Annotated in this window: 14 protein-coding genes; 11 read left to right on the top strand and 3 right to left on the bottom strand. The window is 60.9% G+C overall.

What is annotated here, in order from left to right:
• Positions 1 to 105 precede the first annotated feature (105 nt).
• Positions 106 to 861 carry a triose-phosphate isomerase gene (gene tpiA / locus ACZ5C3_RS14880; protein WP_464030845.1) on the bottom strand — a complete coding sequence of 252 codons (756 nt, stop codon included), beginning with the start codon at positions 859 to 861 and terminating at the stop codon, positions 106 to 108.
• A gap of 219 nt (positions 862 to 1,080) precedes the next feature.
• On the opposite strand from tpiA, the gene ACZ5C3_RS14875 reads away from it, so the two are divergent.
• The 10 genes from ACZ5C3_RS14875 (at position 1,081) to lexA (ending at position 11,071) form a co-directional block, all read left to right on the top strand.
• A complete protein-coding gene (locus tag ACZ5C3_RS14875; RefSeq protein ID WP_464030843.1) occupies positions 1,081 to 2,985 on the top strand; it encodes a peptidylprolyl isomerase in 1,905 nt (634 codons plus the stop codon).
• A gap of 17 nt (positions 2,986 to 3,002) precedes the next feature.
• A complete protein-coding gene (trpD, locus tag ACZ5C3_RS14870) occupies positions 3,003 to 4,016 on the top strand; it encodes an anthranilate phosphoribosyltransferase (RefSeq protein ID WP_464030842.1) in 1,014 nt (337 codons plus the stop codon).
• A 13-nt stretch (positions 4,017 to 4,029) separates the two neighbouring features.
• The gene (gene trpC / locus ACZ5C3_RS14865; protein WP_464030840.1) at positions 4,030 to 4,851 is read left to right on the top strand and encodes an indole-3-glycerol phosphate synthase TrpC; all 822 of its coding nucleotides are present in this window, start codon (positions 4,030 to 4,032) and stop codon (positions 4,849 to 4,851) included.
• Between the two features lie 3 nt (positions 4,852 to 4,854).
• Positions 4,855 to 5,364 carry a cyclic pyranopterin monophosphate synthase MoaC gene (gene moaC / locus ACZ5C3_RS14860; RefSeq protein WP_464030839.1) on the top strand — a complete coding sequence of 170 codons (510 nt, stop codon included), beginning with the start codon at positions 4,855 to 4,857 and terminating at the stop codon, positions 5,362 to 5,364.
• A 39-nt stretch (positions 5,365 to 5,403) separates the two neighbouring features.
• The gene (locus ACZ5C3_RS14855; RefSeq protein ID WP_464030837.1) at positions 5,404 to 6,612 is read left to right on the top strand and encodes a molybdopterin molybdotransferase MoeA; all 1,209 of its coding nucleotides are present in this window, start codon (positions 5,404 to 5,406) and stop codon (positions 6,610 to 6,612) included.
• Positions 6,613 to 6,690: 78 nt separating this feature from the next.
• On the top strand, positions 6,691 to 7,365 hold the full coding sequence (locus ACZ5C3_RS14850) for a response regulator transcription factor (protein ID WP_464030835.1): 675 nt from the start codon (positions 6,691 to 6,693) through the stop codon (positions 7,363 to 7,365).
• Entirely contained in the window at positions 7,362 to 8,732 is a 1,371-nt protein-coding gene (locus tag ACZ5C3_RS14845) for a sensor histidine kinase (protein WP_464030833.1), read from the top strand. The genes ACZ5C3_RS14850 and ACZ5C3_RS14845 overlap by 4 nt, the downstream gene beginning before the upstream one ends.
• A gap of 145 nt (positions 8,733 to 8,877) precedes the next feature.
• On the top strand, positions 8,878 to 9,471 hold the full coding sequence (locus ACZ5C3_RS14840) for a class I SAM-dependent methyltransferase (protein WP_464030831.1): 594 nt from the start codon (positions 8,878 to 8,880) through the stop codon (positions 9,469 to 9,471).
• Positions 9,468 to 10,094, top strand: a complete 627-nt coding sequence (locus tag ACZ5C3_RS14835; protein WP_464030830.1) for a DedA family protein — start codon at positions 9,468 to 9,470, stop codon at positions 10,092 to 10,094. Before ACZ5C3_RS14840 ends, ACZ5C3_RS14835 begins: the two co-directional genes overlap by 4 nt.
• A 266-nt stretch (positions 10,095 to 10,360) precedes the next feature.
• Positions 10,361 to 11,071, top strand: a complete 711-nt coding sequence (lexA, locus tag ACZ5C3_RS14830; RefSeq protein WP_464030828.1) for a transcriptional repressor LexA — start codon at positions 10,361 to 10,363, stop codon at positions 11,069 to 11,071.
• An 11-nt stretch (positions 11,072 to 11,082) separates the two neighbouring features.
• Here the strand turns inward: lexA and ACZ5C3_RS14825 are convergent, their stop codons facing one another.
• Both ACZ5C3_RS14825 and ACZ5C3_RS14820 read right to left on the bottom strand, forming a co-directional pair.
• Complete coding sequence (locus tag ACZ5C3_RS14825) at positions 11,083 to 13,338, bottom strand: ComEC/Rec2 family competence protein (protein ID WP_464030826.1); 2,256 nt, start codon at positions 13,336 to 13,338, stop codon at positions 11,083 to 11,085.
• A gap of 128 nt (positions 13,339 to 13,466) precedes the next feature.
• Entirely contained in the window at positions 13,467 to 15,143 is a 1,677-nt protein-coding gene (locus ACZ5C3_RS14820) for a glutamine--tRNA ligase/YqeY domain fusion protein (protein WP_464030824.1), read from the bottom strand.
• A gap of 253 nt (positions 15,144 to 15,396) precedes the next feature.
• Between ACZ5C3_RS14820 and gltX the strand changes: the two genes are divergently transcribed.
• Complete coding sequence (gene gltX / locus ACZ5C3_RS14815) at positions 15,397 to 16,815, top strand: glutamate--tRNA ligase (RefSeq protein WP_464030823.1); 1,419 nt, start codon at positions 15,397 to 15,399, stop codon at positions 16,813 to 16,815.
• Positions 16,816 to 16,987 lie beyond the last annotated feature (172 nt).

Raw genomic sequence — 16,987 nt, 5'->3', positions numbered from 1 at the left:
GGGCAGCCGGTCGCACTGAAGCTTGCGGGGGTTGAAGTTGCGCGGTCTGTACACGATTGCGGGGGTGATTGTCACCCCTGACTACGGTCCAGCACTACCAAGGACTTAAGGGCATCCGGCCGCAATCGCAAGGAAGTCGGCGGCCTTAAGACTGGCACCGCCAACCAGCGCCCCGTCCACATTGGCGACAGCCATTAATTCGGCTGAGTTCGAAGGCTTGACCGAGCCGCCGTAAAGAATGCGGACCCGGGCCCCTTCGCTGCTAAAGCGATCTTCCAGCTTGGCGCGGATAAACCCATGAACTTCCTCGATATCTTTGGTCGTCGGAGTCAGTCCTGTGCCGATCGCCCAGACCGGTTCATAGGCCACGACGGTATTCGACGCCGTCACGCCATCCGGCAGCGATCCGGCGAGCTGGGTCCCGATCACATCGAGAGCCCGGCCGGCATCCCGTTGCTCCCGCGTCTCACCGACGCAGACGATAGCCACAAGGCCGGCGCGCCAGGCTGCTTCCGCCTTGAGACGCACCAAATCATCGCTTTCATGGTGGTCCGTCCGGCGTTCCGAATGGCCGACAATCACGGCCGTCGCGCCTGCATCCGCCAGCATTTCGGCTGAAATATCACCCGTATGGGCTCCGGAGCCTTTGGGGTGGCAATCCTGCCCACCGATCGCAACTTTTGATCCGATTGCGGCGGCCGCGGCGCTGAACACCAAGGTCGCCGGCGGACAGATCAGCAGATCGGCCTTCTGCCAAACATGACCGGCCCCCTGACCAATGGCCGCGAGCTCGTTCAGTGACGTTTTGAGCCCATTCATCTTCCAGTTCCCCGCAATCAGCGGGCGGCGCTTGTCGGTCATGATTGATCTCACTCGGCAAATGGCACTATTCGCGGCCTATCAGAGGGGGCGCCTCCGCGCCAGTTCCCATTGCCTATTGTTAACCGCGCTGAAGCGTCGCCGTCAGCAAGGTTGCTAGGGAACTACCACCCCTTTATATGTCGGCAGAACAATGCGGTAACGCCCTTCAGTGATGTTGGCGAACCGCTCCTCTCCTGAAACATCAAGCAAGTTGGCCCCATGCTCCGAGGAATGCGCAAAGCCTCATCGAACTGGCTCGGCAAGACGATCATGTCTGTCATGTTCGGCATCCTGATCGTTAGTTTCGGTATCTGGGGTATCGCCGATATCTTCAAAGGATTCGGACAATCGAGCCTTGCCAAGATCGGCAACACCGAAATCACCACGGAGCAATTCCGTAATCTCTACACCGACAAGCTGCAGCAGATCGGCCGCCAGTTCGGCCGGCCGATCACTTCGGAGCAGGCCCGTGCATTCGGTCTCGATCGTCAGGTGCTGCAGCAGGTGATCGCTGAAGCCGCCCTCGATGAAGGCGCACGCCGCATGGGCTTGGGACAGTCGGATGCAGATGTCGTCCGGGCGATTTCCGAAGACCCGAACTTCAAGGGCCTTAATGGCAAGTTCGACCCCGATCGCTTCAATGCATTGATCCGGCAGTTCGGCTACAACGAACAGCGCTATATTGCAGAGCAGCGGCGCGTATCGTTGCGCCGTCAGCTCACCGGCACAGTCGCCTCTGGAGCAGAGCCCTCCAAGACCCAGCTCGAAGCCCTGATCCGTTTCCAGAACGAGCAGCGCTCGGTTGAATTCGTCAATCTGACCGAGGCTCAGGCCGGAACGATCGACCCGCCCTCGCCTGAGGCGCTGGCTGCTTATTTCGAGGACCGCAAGCCGCTGTTCCGTGCGCCGGAATATCGCAAGCTCGCGGTGCTCACTTTGACCCCTGACGAACTTGCGAAATCGATCACTGTGTCCGACGAAGACGCCAAGAAGATCTTCGAGCAGCAGCGCGACCGCTACACCACTCCGGAACGCCGCCAAGTCTATCAGATCGCGTTTCCGACCATGGAAGAGGCAAAGGCTGCCCGCGAGAAGATCGCGGCAGGCACGTCCTTCGAAGACATCGCGAAAGAGCGCAAGCTGACGCCGTCAGACATTGATCTCGGCGTCGTCACCAAGGGCGCCATTGATCCTGCAATTGCCGACGCCGCTTTTTCGCTCGCCCCCGATACGGTCAGCGAGCCCGTGAAGGGCGCACTCGTGACCGCCTTGGTGAAGGTCACCAAGATCGAGCCCGGCGCGAACCCGAGCTATGAAAGCCTCGCGGACGTCATCAAGCGCGAGGTCGCGACGGAGCGCGCACGTTCGCAGCTTCAGGATCTGCATAACAAGATCGAAGACGAGCGTGGCGGCGGCGCCAACATCGCCGAAGCTGCGCAAAAGCTGGGACTGAAGGCCATCACCATTGAGGCCGTCGATCGCTCCGGCCGCGGTCCGGACGGCAAGCCCGTCGTAGGTCTGCCGCAAGGCATCGACGTCATCTCCCCTGCCTTCGCGAGCAATGTCGGCGTTGAGAACGATACGGTGCAATTCAATGGCGGCGAACTTTGGTTCGACGTGCTTGGCGTCACACCGTCGCGGGATCGCACGCTCGAAGAGGTCAAGGATCAGGTCGAGAAACGCTGGCGCGCGGAAGAGGTTTCAAAGCGTCTGCGAGCCAAGGCAGCCGAACTGATCGAGAAGCTGGAGAAAGGCGCCAAATTTGACGCCGAGGCTGCCGCACTTGGCGTCAAAGTTGAAACTGCGACCGCCTTCAAGCGTGATGCGCAGGTCAAGGACGTACCGGAACGCCTGATCGCAGCAGCGTTCCGCACGCCGAAGGATGGTGTTGGTCAGACCGAAGGTGCCAACAGCACCGATTGGATCGTGTTCAAGGTCACTGACGTGATCACGCCGACGGTCGACATGGCGTCGGACGACGTGAAGAAGCTTAAAGACACCCTTCAAAGCGGTCTGAGCGAAGAACAGATCTCGCAGTTCGTGACCCAACTTGAATCGGAGGTTGGCACGACGATCAACCAGAACGCGTTCGCCGTGGCCACCGGCGCAGCATCCGCGCAATAGCTTCAAGTGAAAGTCACATGAACGACTTCAAAGCCATCATCGGAAAGGTCGCCACTGGCGCGGCCCTGTCACGAGATGAAGCCGCGACCGCTTTTGACTGCATGATGTCCGGCGAGGCGACGCCCTCTCAGATGGGCGCTCTCCTGATGGCGTTGCGCGTTCGTGGCGAGACGGTCGACGAAATCACCGGCGCGGTGTCGGCCATGCGGGCCAAGATGCTGCCCGTCAAGGCGCCTGCCGACGCGGTCGACATCGTCGGCACCGGCGGCGATGGCTCCGGATCGGTCAATGTCTCGACGTGTGCCTCATTCATTCTCGCGGGCACCGGCGTGCCTGTCGCCAAGCACGGCAATCGCGCTCTGTCGTCGAAATCCGGCGCCGCGGACGTGCTGGCAGCGCTTGGCATCAAGATCGACATCACACCCGATGATGTCGGCCGCTGCATCAACGAAGCCGGCATCGGCTTCATGTTCGCACCGACACATCATCCTGCGATGAAAAACGTCAACCCGACGCGCGTCGAGTTGGCCACCCGTACGATTTTCAATCTGCTGGGGCCGCTGTCCAATCCAGCCGGCGTGAAGCGCCAGATGGTTGGCGTCTTTTCAAAGCACTGGGTGCAACCTCTCGCACAGGTGCTGAAGAACCTCGGTGCGGACTCCGTCTGGGTTGTTCATGGTTCGGACGGGCTCGATGAGATCACCCTCACCGGCCCCACCTCCGTGGCTGCGCTCGAGAACGGCACCATCCGCTCGTTCGAAGTCACACCGGAAGATGCAGGCTTACCGCGCGCAACCAGTGCGGATCTGAAGGGGGGCGATGCGGATGCTAATGCGAAGTCACTTCTCGGTGTTCTCGAAGGCAAGCCCAGCGCATACCGCAATGTTGCTCTAATCAACGCCGCCGCCGCCCTTGTGGTCGCCGGAAAGGCGAAAGACCTCAAGGAAGGCGTTGCAATTGGTGCAAAGTCTCTCGACAGCGGCGCGGCAGCTGACAAGCTGAAGCGCCTCATTGCTGTCTCGAATGCTTGAGGAGCAACTCCCCTTGTCCGACATCCTGACAAAGATCGAAGCCTATAAGCGCGAGGAAATTGCCGTCGCCAAACGCGCGCATCCCCTCGCCGATGTTGAAGCCCGCGCAAAGGCGGCGCCTCCGCCACGCGGATTCGTCAACGCCATTCGCAAGAAGCACGCGCAGGGCGAGTACGCGCTGATCGCGGAGATCAAGAAGGCCTCGCCCTCGAAGGGCCTGATCCGTGCCGACTTCGATCCTCCGCTGCTCGCAAAGGCGTATGAAGCCGGCGGTGCGGCTTGTCTGTCCGTGTTGACCGACACGCCTTCGTTTCAGGGGCATCTCGATTTCATGGTGGCCGCGCGTGCCGCCGTGTCGCTGCCCGTGCTGCGCAAGGACTTCATGTACGACACCTATCAGGTGGCCGAGGCCCGCGCCCATGGCGCCGATTGCATTCTCATCATCCTGGCTGCCCTTGACGATGCAGCTGCGAAGGACATCGAGGATGCAGCATTCGCCTATGGCTTGGATGTGTTGCTCGAAGTCCACAACAAGGAAGAGCTCGACCGTGCGTTGAAGCTGCGTTCACCGCTGCTCGGCGTCAACAACCGGAATCTTCGCACCTTCGAGACCACACTTGCGACCAGTGAACAACTGGCGCCGATGATCCCGCAAGAGCGGATCATGGTCGGCGAAAGCGGAATCTTCACGCCGGAAGACCTGTCGCGGCTCGCGAAGGTCGGCATGTCGACCTTTCTTGTCGGTGAAAGCCTGATGCGTCAGGATGACGTCACTGCGGCAACGCGGGCTTTGCTTGCGCGCGACACCGCTCAACGCGCAACCGGGACACGCTGAAACGTGGCAAAGACGTCAGACAACGCTTCGAAGAAAAGCTCTGGCCTCACCCACATCGACGCCAAAGGCGAGGCACGTATGGTTGACGTGTCCGCCAAGCCGGACACCGAGCGCGTCGCGGTTGCCGAAGGCCGCGTCATCATGACCCGCAAAACCCTTGACCTTATTGTCAAGGGCAACGCGGCCAAGGGCGATGTACTCGGCACTGCGCGCATCGCCGGGATCATGGCGGCAAAACGCACATCCGAGCTCATTCCGCTGTGCCATCCGCTTGCGTTGTCCAAAGTCGTGGTCGAGATCGAACCTGACGCCAAACTGCCCGGCTGTCGCGTCCGCGCTACCGTGAAGGTCAAAGGCCCGACCGGCGTGGAAATGGAAGCGCTGACCGCCGTTTCCGTCACATGCCTGACGATCTACGATATGGTCAAAGCGGTAGAACGAGGGATGCGGATCGAAGGCATCCACCTCGTCGAGAAAAAGGGTGGAAAGTCCGGCCACTACCTAGTGTCCTGATTCTGACATTCGTATCAGCCGGAGCGTAAGGATCACACAATGGCACTGATGCCGGTCGCGGATGCGTATGCAGCCGTTCTCAAGGGCGCCGACGCACTTCCAGAAGAACTCGTGCCGCTTGAAGAAGCCCATCACCGCACCCTCGCCCGCGACGTGCCTTCCCTGCGCACACAGCCGCCTGCCGCGATGTCCGCCATGGATGGCTATGCCGTCCGTGCGGCGGACGCTGTACTTGGCGCTCGCCTCAAAGTCATTGGCGAAGTCGCCGCCGGGCGGCCGTTGAATGGGGGCCTTGCGACCGGCGAAGCGGCCCGCATCTTCACGGGCGGTGTCGTTCCCTATGGCGCCGATGCCGTGGTGATCCAGGAAGATACCACGCGTGATGGCGACATCGTCGCGATCAATGAGGCAATCGACACCGGAAAGAACATCCGGAAAGCGGGTATCGATTTTCGCGAAGGCGACGTGCTGCTGAAAGGCGGTGCCCTGCTCACGGATCGCGATCTTTCGCTGGCCGCCAGTATGAACCATCCGAAGCTTCCGGTGCGGCGCCGCCCGAAAGTCGCGATCCTCGCGACCGGCGACGAGCTGGTGATGCCGGGCACCGTCCCTGCGCCGGGACAGATCGTCTACTCGAACGGCTTCGCGTTGCGTGCGCTCATTCGCAGTGAAGGCGCCGAGGCGATTGATCTCGGTATCGCCCACGACACATTGGAGTCGACCACAACCGGTATCAGACGTGCACGGGATTTGGGCGTCGATGTTCTGATCACCACGGGCGGAGCGTCCGTCGGCGATCATGACGTCGTCAAACGCGCACTCGATGCGGAAGGCACTGACATGGCCTTCTGGCAAATCGCACTACGTCCAGGCAAGCCAATGATGCATGGCCGGCTCGGGTCGATGCGGGTGTTGGGGCTGCCAGGCAATCCCGTCTCATCTTATATCTGCGCCTACCTTTTTCTGGTGCCGTTGATCCGCGCCCTCTCGGGCCGCACGACGGTTGATCACCACTTCGAGACGGCGACGCTCGGTCACGACCTGCCTGCGAACGACAAACGGCAAGACTACCTTCGGGCCCGGCTCACAACCGACAACACCGGTCTCTCTACCGCGGTCGCCATCGGGCATCAGGACAGCTCTCTGGTCGCCAATCTGTCGTCGGCCAATGCACTCATCATCAGGCCACCCTTTGCCGCGGCGGCCGCCAAAGGCTCGCCCTGCACCATTCTCAGGCTCCCCGGCTGATCCTCTTCCAACGCGGCGCAACTTTGGCGCAATGTTGGGGGCTTAAAGCCACGACAAGCCATTTGTGAGGTTGGGACGGTGCGGGTATTGCTTGTGGAGGATGAACCGGAGATGGCGTCTGCGCTGTCCACCGCGCTCAAAGGCTACGACATCCTGGTCGACCATGTGTCGTGCCTCGCGGATGCGGATGAAGCCGTAGCCGCCGCCGCCTACAGCGCGATCCTGCTCGACAGGCAATTGCCCGACGGCGATGGACTGACATTCATTCCCAAACTGCGCGCACGCGGCACAACCACGCCGGTCATCGTGTTGACGGCACGCGGCGACCTCGCCGACCGCGTGACCGGACTGAACACCGGCGCCGATGACTATCTCGGCAAGCCATTCGCCATCGAGGAACTTCTGGCGCGACTGCGCGCGGTGTTGCGGCGGCCTGCCGACTTACCGTCGGAAACGGTGACACTTGGCCGGCTATCCTTCGACGCGAGCAACCGCGAGGCCAGCGTTGACGGCAAGGCGCTCGACTTGCCCCGCCGCGAGCTTCTGGTTCTGGAAACCTTGCTACGTCGCATGGGACGCACGGTTCCAAGATCTGCGCTCGAAGACGCGGTGTACAATTTCGACGATGAAATTCAGTCCAATGCGCTGGACACCCACGTCTCCCGGCTTCGGCGCAAATTGTCGGACGCTGATGCGGGCATTGAAATCCACGCTATTCGCGGTGTCGGTTACTTGCTCAAGCGCTCCTCATGACGCAGACAAACACGCATTCCTTGCGATGGCACCTGATCCGCCGGCTGGTGGCGCTGCAGGCCGGCATGCTGACGGCGATCGTGTTGCTCGTTGTCGGGGGACTATGGGCCGGCGGTTATCTGGTTTCGCTCGAACCTGATGACGACACGATCGAGATTGTTCGCAATGCCATCCATCGCAGCGCGGACGGGCAGATTAGCGTGCAGGACACGCCTGCCCTTGTTCGGCAGCGCGCAACATTGCCCGATCTCTGGTTTGTGGTCAGAGACCGCTTGGGCCATACGGTGTCTCAAGGCTCAGTACCGGAGCCATTCGCCAAAATCGGTGACGCCCTCGATAGCGTCGGTCAGGCACGGCTGGGCTGGAGCATCGGCGATGCGCCGCGTCCCACGGCAAGGGTGAAATGGGTCAGCGCACCGAGCGGCGATATTCAAATCATGACCGGACCGGGCGGCAACGTATCGTGGCGACGCGTCGCTGCTGCAACATCGACATTGTTTCTCAGCGTTGTCGCGCCCGCCGTACTGATGATGGCGCTCGCCACATTGCTGGCCACGCCGATCGTCGTTCGCAAGTCTCTTGAAGGATTGGGTCAGGCAGCAGCCCACGCTGCAAAGATCGATATCGACAAGCGCGGCACGCGACTGCCGCTGCAGGATGTGCCAACCGAGATCGTCCCTCTCGTCTCCGCGATGAACGACGCCCTGCGCCGTCTTGATGAAGGCTATCAGCGGCACAAAAGATTTCTGGTCGATGCCGCTCACGAATTGCGAACACCCATCGCCATTCTGCAAACCCGGCTGGAATCGCTGCCGCCCAGCCCTGAGGTTGCTCGTGTGCTTGAGGATGTGGCTCGCCTCTCGATTCTGGCGGACCAACTCCTCGATCTCCAGCGCATCGGTCAACTCACCAATCAATTCACCGACGTGGATCTCGTATCGCTCGGCAGAAAGGTCGTCGGCGATCTCGCGCCTCTCGCCATCTCTGCAGGTTACGAGTTGTCATTCGAGGCCGAATCCGAACGTGCCGATATCCGCGGAGACGAGGGATCGCTGGAGCGCGCGCTCACCAACCTGATCCAGAATGCAATCCAATATGGTGGCCGCAAAGGCGTCATCACCGTACGCGTTGATGAGCCCGCGACAATCTCGGTCACCGATCAGGGTCCTGGCGTACCGCTCAAGCAACGGCAGCGTATCTTCGAGCCATTCTATCGCCTGCATGGCTTCGATCGCGGTGCAGGCCTTGGCCTCAATCTTGTTCAGGAAATCGTACGGCTGCATGACGGCCAGATTGCCATGCTCGATGGTCCAGAAGGTGGAGCGCGTGTGCGAATAACCTTCCCGTCGACGCCACACGTTGCGTAGAGTCCGCACGACTGCGGCTCGCCATCGTCGATTGAAAATCTTGCGACACGCTGCGGGTCGCAATGTTCACACAACGTCCATCCCTCACACATTGCGCCATGCCGATCTCGGCATTTCGCTCTGACTGGATGGATGATTCTCCGACATGACGACACGCGATGTCCTTCTCTTCTTCCGCGCGCTGGCCTCGAATCCCCGGACTGTAGGAGCGATCGCTCCATCTGGTCCCAATCTCGCAAACCTCATCACGAGTGAAATTACTGCTGCATCCGGACCAGTTCTCGAGCTTGGTCCCGGGACTGGTATTTTCACCGACGCCCTGCTCGAACGTGGCGTGGAAGAATCCGATCTGACGCTGATCGAATACGGCTCCGATTTCATGAGGCTGCTTCAAATGCGCTTTCCGCGAGCACGCGTGCTCTGGATGGATGCCTCGTGGATCATCTCGCACGATCTGTTCAAAGATCAAACCTTCGGCGCCGTCGTCAGCGGGCTGCCGCTTCTCAACATGTCTCCGAAGAAGGTCATGGCCATTCTTACCGGTGCCTTCAGTAATCTGAAGCCCGGCGGTGCGTACTATCAATTCACGTATGGCATGCAGTGCCCGATCCCCAAGCCGCTTCTCAATCGCCTTGGCCTCAAAGCAACGTGCTTGGGCCGCGTGTTTCTCAACGTTCCGCCCGCCTCGGTCTATCGCATCACCCGCCGCAAACCTTCCAAATTGGCGCAGGGCTCATGACGATGGACCCTCACGCATTCGTATCGTTTATGGTCGCTGCCGGCCCTGTCGGCATTGTGGGAATAGCCATCGCGGAAAAGATCTTTCCGGTCATCCCATCGTATCTTGTGTTTGTATTGCTCGGCATGGCGGTCGCGCTGGGACATGGTGATTTGACGACGACCGTTGCCGCAGCCGCGATCGGTTCGACGATTGGCTCGCTGTGTTGGTATGGCCTCGGCTTCGCCCTGGGAGCAAAGCGCAGCGAATCTTTCGTCGCGCGCTTCGGTCGTTATCTTTTCTTGAAACCTGATTTCTATCCGCGTATGGCGGACGCCTATCGCCGCAATCACTTCTGGGTCACGGTTGTCGGGCAAACCATTCCTGCGGTACGTGTCTATCTGTCGATCCCAGCAGGCGTGATCAATCTTGCGATCACGCACTTCACCATCGCCATTCTGATCGGCAGCCTTGCCTGGAGCGGGCCGCTGTTGATCGCGGGCTACGTCCTGCAAGGACAAGGCTCCGATGTTGCGGCCTCCTCGGCATTTCTATTGATGACAGCTCTCGTTGTTCTGGAGTTCCTTGTCCTTTTCATTTGGCGCGTGTTCCGCACAACAAGGAATACTTCAGCATCCGCGTAAGCGACTCGCGTATAGACGCGTGAACCGGCGGGCCGCGAATCTCCCGGTGTCCTGCGGGCGATTCTGCCCATCACTGCCGCCAAAGGCGGTTCAGCACCTCCACAATGTCCCTTGTAAGATGGGTTCTTTACTTCGTTGACCTAAAATTAACGATTGCAGAACACATATGGAACATATAGTGTTCGTTCATGATTTGTTTCGAGTGACTCGCTTGAAATGAAGAACAACGAGCCACTCCGATCACGGGATATTTGGGGAGCATTCAGATGCTGACGCGCAAACAGTATGAGCTTTTGCGGTTCATCAATGAGCGGCTGAAAGAGGCCGGGGTTCCTCCCTCCTTCGACGAAATGAAGGATGCGCTGGATCTGCGTTCCAAGTCGGGCATCCATCGCCTGATCACGGCGCTGGAAGAGCGAGGCTTCATCCGGCGCCTCGCCAATCGCGCCCGCGCCATTGAAGTCATCAAGCTTCCTGAACTGGGCGCCAATGGCGGCGGCGGCGCACGACGCGGCTTCACGCCCAGCGTCATCGAGGGCAACCTCGGCAAGGTCCGCACCAGCACCCCATCGAGCGGCGAAGACGACACGAACTTTCCGGTGGCTGTGCCCGTCATGGGCCGTATCGCAGCAGGTACGCCCATTGAGGCGCTACAGACCCGCAGCCATACCATCAGCGTTCCGCCCGACATGCTTGGCACCGGCGAACACTATGCGCTGGAAGTTCGCGGAGACTCCATGGTGGAAGCAGGCATTCTCGACGGCGACACCGTGCTCATCCAACGCAACGAAAGCGCGGATACCGGTGACATCGTCGTGGCGCTGATCGATGAAGAAGAAGCCACGCTCAAGCGGTTCCGGCGCCGTGGCGCGTCGATCGCGCTGGAGCCAGCGAATGCGGCCTACGAGGTGCGCATCCTTCCGCCGAACCGAGTGCGCATCCAGGGCAAGCTGATCGGGCTTTACCGGAAATACTGAGCTGGATGGCGTCAGTCGTCCGGCCGCAGATCACTCTCGGCCGGAGTGGCGTCGACAGACGTAGGCCGTCCTGATGTTGGCCTTGAAGGGGCTTGAGTGTCTGATTCAACCTCTGGCACCGCAGGCGACCACGGGCGATCTGTGCCGCGCGGTTTTGCAGCAGTGATGCTGAAACCGTTTTGCGTTCTTTGGAGCGCAAGCGGTCCCTGCCGTTGCAGAATGTTCCGATCGAGCACCAGCGCCTTGCAGTCCTGCGGCGCCTGCCGCGTGGTCACAATGACGGCCGCCCGCGCACAATCATCTGCGAAAGCCTCCGGTGACTTAGTCAGAGCAACAAAGGCACCCTCACCCGTTTGAACGACGCAACCGGCTTCGTCGCACGACACGCCCTCCGCGGTCGAGGACTCGCCTGCGGTTCGCGCGTCGGCATCCGCCGTCAGCCACTCGCGGACGAGGAAGGCATCCTTGCGGGTTTGCATGAGATGGAGCTGTCCATCTTTGCCACGAACACCGACAGTATGACCATCGTTCGAGACAAGGATATCCGGCCGCGGCGCCATCACAGCACTGACGGACGCGAGTACCACAAGTGCTGCTCCAGCCCAGCGCAAGGGCGACCGCAGCAATCCCATCATGATGATGCCGGCGCTCATGACCAGCAACGGTCCGGTCCCGAATGCCGCCATGCGGCCGATGGCACCGGGAAGTGCGGCCACCCACTGCGACACGGTAATCATCCAGCCGATGCCAAAGTCCATGAGCCGCCAGAACACGCCGTCAAACCCGAATGGCATGGCGATCAGGCCAAGCAATCCGGCAGGCATGACCAATGCCGACACCACGGGCATCGCTGCGAGATTTGCCAGCACGCCATAGGGCGTGATGCGGTGAAAATGGAATGCCGCGTAAGGCATCGTCGCAAGTCCGGCGATGAACGACGCCAAGGCCAGCACCATCACCTCGCGCCCACCCCATAGCGCGGCACGTGCAACGCGTGAATTATCCGCCGCCGAGAAAAGCTTCGGCATGCCGATCTGCACCAGTGCGACAAGACCGAGGGTCGCGGCGAAAGACATTTGAAAGCTTGGATGAACAAGGGCTTCGGGCGCCGCAATGAGCACGATCATCGCGGCGACAGCGAGCGTCCGAAACGTCACGGCTCGGCGATCGACCATGATCGCGATCAGTACCACCGCCGTCATGAAGAACGATCGTTGTGTGGCAACTTCAGCGCCCGACAAGAGCAGATAGAATGCAGCGGCAATCAGCGCCGCGGCCGCAGACCATTTCTTGATAGGAAACGAGACGGTCAACGATGGAAACAGCGCGAGCAGCGCACGCACGGCGAAGAACACGACGCCGGCCACAACCGCCATGTGATAGCCGGAAATCGACAACACATGTCCCAGCCCGGAGATGAACATCGCATCGTTGACAGGACCGGAAATGGCATCACGCCGCCCTGTCAGAAGTGCAGTGGCGATGGCGCGCGCGTCTCCGCTCAGGACGGTACGTATCCGGCTATCGATGGCATCGCGCATGTCCTGCATCGCGGTCACGTATCGGAGATAAATTCCGCCCGCGCGCGGCGGCTCCACCGTCTTGATCGCACCCATGACGAAGCCCGATGCGCCGATGCCCTGGAAATAGATGTCGCGGCCAAAGTCGTAAGAACCTGGCCGCGCCGGGGACATGGGCGGCATCAATCGCGCCTTCAGTTCGACAAAGCTGCCGACGGCGGGCGCGGTGCCTTTCTTGACCGACAGCCGCACACGCTCGAGCTTGGTCTGGTTGCGCGCCGCGTCCATCTCCTCCACGCGCAGAATGAAACGATCCGTGCGCTCGCGTTCCTCGTGGGTTTCGACAAATCCCTTGATGGCGACAGAGAACGCAGGCGCCGCAAGGACGGTGTGCGCGACGCGCACGGTCCTCACTGTGGCTGTGGCAAAGCCGGTAGCAACCGCTGCAACCAGCACGACCACTGGAAAGGCGCGATGCTTCCGCGCCACAAACGCACTCACACAGAGCGCAACGGCGACGATAACAGTGACCCACGCGACCGGCTCCCGCTCGGCGGCAAAGTAGGCCGCGATGCCCGCACCGAATGCGACCGGCACCCACGGCAACAGCCGCCCCGGCCCCGCCTCCGCACCAAGCCACGTGCGCAGAACCGATCCGATGTTCGTCCAGAGATCGATGCCAAAAGAACGCGCCGCACCGGGCAATGCCGGATTGTGCGCAGGCCAGGTGATGACCCGGCCTTGCATGCGCCGATCCTTCTGATCCAACCCGGACGCCACGCCACCCTACCCACACATTCCTCAGGGGATGCTACCCGAGGATGGGGCGACAGAAACCGTGAACGGATGCGGAATCCGTTAGTGCCGTGGCTCTGCTAACCTTCCGAAGCGACCTTGGCCCAGGTGTCGCGCAGGCCCACCGTGCGATTGAACACCAGCTTGCCCGGCGTGGAGTCGCGATCGCGACAGAAATAGCCCTGCCGCTCGAACTGCATTGGAGCGGGATCATTGCCCTCCGCAAGCGCCGGTTCGACCATGCATCCGGTGAGCACTTCCAGCGACTCCGGATTGATCTGCTCGGCAAAGTTCGAGGCATCCGGCTGCGGCGCCGAAAACAGGAGGTTATAGAGTCGCACTTCGGCGGGCATAGCCTCGGCTGCGCTGACCCAGTGGATCGTTGCCTTCACCTTGCGGCCGTCAGGTGCATTGCCGCCGCGGGTTGCCGGATCATACGTACAACGCAGCTCGACAACATTGCCGCTCGCGTCCTTGATCACCTCTTTGCAGGTGATGAAATAAGCGTAACGCAACCGCACTTCGCGGCCGGGCGAGAGGCGGAAGAACTTCTTCGGCGGATTCTCCATGAAGTCGTCTTGCTCAATGTAGAGCTCGCGACCGAACGGAATCTGGCGCACACCCAACGACGCATCGTCGGGATGATTGATCGCCTCAAGCACTTCCGACTGCCCCTCAGGATAGTTCTCGATCACGACCTTCACCGGCTTCAGCACGGCCATACGGCGCTGCGCTGTCTTGTTAAGGGTCTCGCGAATGGCAAAGTCGAACATGCCGATGTCGACGGTGCTGTTGGCCTTGGCCACACCGATGCGTTTGACGAATTCGCGGAGCGCTTCGGCCGGCACGCCACGTCGGCGCAGACCTGCCAGCGTCGGCATGCGGGGATCATCCCAGCCGGAGACATGACCGTCTCGCACCAGCTGCGTCAGCACACGCTTCGACAGCAAGGTATGAGTGACGTTGAGGCGCGCGAACTCGTATTGGCGCGGATGTGACGGCACCGGAAGGTTATCCAGGAACCAGTCGTAAAGCGGTCGGTGATCGGCAAACTCCAGCGTACAGATCGAATGCGTGATGTTCTCGATGGCATCCGACTGGCCGTGGGCGAAATCGTAGCTCGGATAGATATTCCAGGCACGGCCGGTGCGCGGATGATGCGCGTGCAGGATGCGATACAGCACCGGGTCGCGCATGTTGATGTTGCCCGACGTCATATCGATCTTGGCGCGCAGCACGCGCGTGCCGTTCGGAAACTCGCCGGCGCGCATCCGCGCGAACAGATCGAGGTTCTCATCGACCGAGCGGTCTCGGAACGGGCCGTTCTGGCCAGGCTCGGTGAGCGTGCCACGGGTCAGCCGGATTTCAGCCTGGGACTGGTCGTCCACATAGGCCTTGCCGGCGCGGATCAGATCCTGCGCCCAGGCGTAGAGCTGCTCGAAATAGTCGGATGCGTAATAGAGGTGCTTGCCCCAGTCGAAGCCCAGCCACCGTACATCGCGTTCGATCGCGTCGATATATTCCTGCTCTTCCTTGGCCGGATTGGTGTCGTCGAACCGCAGGTGGCAGCGTCCGCCGAACTCTTGGGCGAGGCCGAAGTTCAGGAAGATCGATTTGGCGTGGCCGAGATGCAGATAGCCGTTCGGCTCCGGCGGAAACCGCGTCACCACACCGGTATGTTTTCCAGCAGCAAGATCCGCAGCGACGATGTCGCGGATGAAATCGCGGCCCTCGTCCAGCACCGATTCGTCAGTCATTGTTTACCTTTCAAGCGAATGTCCTGAATCCGAAGTGCGCCTCACCATGCTGCGGCCTTCGGATTCGAAAGGACACACGAGGGTCTATGTGCCAAATCTAGAGTGCCGCGCCAAGTGCCGGACCACGGTTCCGGGCTTCGTCATGGCTTAAGTAGGCAGCGCGATTTCGGTATAAGCCACCATTCTCGTGGCAGATTTCTGCCATTGTGATACACGCCCGCAAAACTCTCCTGAAAGGCCGATTGACCAATCCATGACCCAACCCGTCGTCACCCGCTTCGCGCCCTCTCCGACCGGATTCCTGCATATCGGAGGTGCCAGAACAGCCTTGTTCAACTGGCTCTATTCGCGCGGCCGTGGCGGCAAGATGCTGCTCCGGATCGAGGACACTGACCGGGAGCGCTCGACCGAGGCCGCCATCGGCGCCATTCTCGACGGTTTGAAATGGCTCGGCATCGATTGGGATGGCGAGACGATCTATCAGTTTGCGCGCGCCGCGCGGCACCGCGAGGTTGCCGAACAGCTGCTCGCGGCAGGCAATGCCTATTACTGCTATGCCAGCCAGCAGGAGCTCGAGGAGATGCGGGCTGCTGCCAAGGCCGAGGGCCGCCCGATGCGCTACGACGGCCGCTGGCGCGACCGCGCTGCGTCTGAGGCTCCCGCCGACGTCAAACCGGTGATCCGCCTCAAAGCTCCCCAGAGCGGCGAGACCGTGATTGAGGATCAGGTGCAGGGACGCGTGGTCTGGCAGAACGAGAATTTCGACGACCTCGTGTTGCTGCGCTCCGACGGAACCCCGACCTACATGCTCGCCGTTGTGGTCGACGACCATGACATGGGCGTCACGCATGTTATCCGCGGTGACGATCACCTCATCAATGCCGCACGCCAGAAGCACATCTACGATGCCATGGGCTGGGATGTCCCTTCGATGTCCCACATTCCGCTGATCCATGGTCCCGATGGATCGAAGCTCTCCAAGCGCCACGGCGCCCTCGGCGTCGATGCCTACCGCGCGATGGGCTACCTGCCGGAAGCACTGCGCAACTATCTCGTCAGGTTGGGCTGGAGCCACGGCGACCAGGAAATCTTCTCCACGCAGGAAATGATCGAAGCCTTCGACCTTCCCGCGATCGGGCGCTCCGCCGCGCGGTTCGATTTTGCCAAACTGGAGAACCTGAACGGCCACTACATCCGCCATGCCGACGACAAGGCGCTGGTGGCGAGCTTTGAGGATGTGCTGAAGTTTCTCCCCGGCGGCGAGGCCATCCAGGCCAAGCTGAACGACCAGACCCGTGCCCAGTTGCTGCAGGCCATGCCGGGCCTCAAGGAGCGCGCGAAGACACTGGTGGAATTGATCGACAGCGCGAACTTTATCTTTGCCGATCGACCGCTGCAGCTTGAGCCCAAGGCCGCCGCGGTTCTAACCACTGAGACGCGTCAATTGATCGTGAAGCTCCGCGAAGCCTTGGAAAAAGTCGATCCATGGAATGCCACGACCACTGAAGCCGCCATGCGCGAATTCGCGGAACAAAACGGCCTGAAACTCGGCGCCATCGCCCAGCCTTTGCGTGTGGCTTTGACGGGTCGCACCACTTCTCCGGGCATTTTCGATGTGCTCGGCGTGCTTGGCCGGGAGACCTGCCTGAATCGCCTACAGGACCAAGCTTAAAGGGCGATAAACGAAGGCCAAACGATAACGCAGGGCTGCCCGAACTTTGGTCGGGGTACGGGCGATCTTGCAGCGCACACGGCAATAAGCTACCCATTCGGGCGCCAATTCTGGCATAAAGTGCCTGCGTCGCCATATGGTGTTGCAGGTCCTGTCTGCCCTGCGCAACACT

Source organism: Afipia dichlorophenoxyacetatis (assembly GCF_055386385.1).
Note: the sequence above shows the minus strand (reverse complement) of the source record. Positions and strands in the feature narration are given on the sequence as shown.

Coding starts and splice junctions, on each gene's coding strand:
- tpiA (WP_464030845.1), bottom strand. CDS start 861: ATGACCGACAAGCGCCGCCCGCTGATTGCGGGGAACTGGAAGATGAAT.
- ACZ5C3_RS14875 (WP_464030843.1), top strand. CDS start 1,081: ATGCTCCGAGGAATGCGCAAAGCCTCATCGAACTGGCTCGGCAAGACG.
- trpD (WP_464030842.1), top strand. CDS start 3,003: ATGAACGACTTCAAAGCCATCATCGGAAAGGTCGCCACTGGCGCGGCC.
- ACZ5C3_RS14855 (WP_464030837.1), top strand. CDS start 5,404: ATGGCACTGATGCCGGTCGCGGATGCGTATGCAGCCGTTCTCAAGGGC.
- ACZ5C3_RS14845 (WP_464030833.1), top strand. CDS start 7,362: ATGACGCAGACAAACACGCATTCCTTGCGATGGCACCTGATCCGCCGG.
- ACZ5C3_RS14840 (WP_464030831.1), top strand. CDS start 8,878: ATGACGACACGCGATGTCCTTCTCTTCTTCCGCGCGCTGGCCTCGAAT.
- ACZ5C3_RS14835 (WP_464030830.1), top strand. CDS start 9,468: ATGACGATGGACCCTCACGCATTCGTATCGTTTATGGTCGCTGCCGGC.
- lexA (WP_464030828.1), top strand. CDS start 10,361: ATGCTGACGCGCAAACAGTATGAGCTTTTGCGGTTCATCAATGAGCGG.
- ACZ5C3_RS14825 (WP_464030826.1), bottom strand. CDS start 13,338: ATGCAAGGCCGGGTCATCACCTGGCCTGCGCACAATCCGGCATTGCCC.
- ACZ5C3_RS14820 (WP_464030824.1), bottom strand. CDS start 15,143: ATGACTGACGAATCGGTGCTGGACGAGGGCCGCGATTTCATCCGCGAC.
- gltX (WP_464030823.1), top strand. CDS start 15,397: ATGACCCAACCCGTCGTCACCCGCTTCGCGCCCTCTCCGACCGGATTC.